Genomic DNA, 814 nt, shown 5'->3' on the forward strand with positions numbered 1-814 from the left:
CTGCCGGACGCGCCGCCGCAGAGCGCCGTGCCCGCCCCCGGCGAGGGGGAGGGCGACCCCGTTGAGCCCGAGGAGCCGCAGCCATGAAACCTCAACGCGGCGTGGCGCTGATCACCGTGCTGCTGGTGGTGGCGCTGGTCACCGTGGTCTGCGCCGGGCTGATCGCCCGCCAGCAGCTGTCGATCCGCAGCAGCGCCAACCAGTTGCACGTGCGCCAGGCCTGGCACTACGCCCTGGGCGGCGAGACGCTGGCCAAGGCCATCCTCCAGCGCGACTTGCGCCAGGGCGATCCGCGCCAGCCGGTCGATCACCTGGGCGAACCCTGGGCGCAGCCGCTGACACCCTTCGCGCTGGACGAGGGCGGCGAGCTGCGCGTGCGCATCGTCGATCCCAGCGGCCGCTTCAACCTCAACAGTCTGGTGCGCCAGGGCCAGCCCGACGAGCTGGCGCTGCTGCGCCTGCGCCGCCTGCTGCTGCGCCTGGAGATCGCCAAGCCCTACGCCGAACGCTTGCTCGACTGGCTCGATGGCGACGGCGAACCCAGCGGTGGCCAGGGCGCCGAGGACGGCCAGTATCTGCTGGCCGCGCCGCCTTATCGCGCGGCCAACCGCCAGCTCGCCGACGTCTCCGAGCTGCGCCTGCTGCTGGAGATGGACGAGGCCGACTACCGCCGCCTGCTGCCCTTCGTCAGCGCTCTGCCGGGCGAGGCGCTGCTCAACGTCAACAGCGCCAGCGCCCTGGTGCTGTCCAGCCTGGCCGACGGCCTCAGCCCGGATGCCGCGCTGGCGCTGGTGGCGGCGCGCGGCCGTGAGGC

At 73.5% G+C, this 814-nt stretch carries 1 protein-coding gene; it reads left to right on the plus strand.

What is annotated here, in order from left to right; genetic code table 11:
• Positions 1–83: 83 nt before the first annotated feature.
• On the plus strand, positions 84–814 hold a 731-nt coding region (gspK, locus tag N878_RS23165; RefSeq protein WP_021445881.1), incomplete at its 3' end, for a type II secretion system minor pseudopilin GspK.

It is taken from the genome of Pseudomonas sp. EGD-AK9, from assembly GCF_000465935.2.
In the GTDB taxonomy this organism is placed as follows: Bacteria; Pseudomonadota; Gammaproteobacteria; order Pseudomonadales; family Pseudomonadaceae; genus Aquipseudomonas.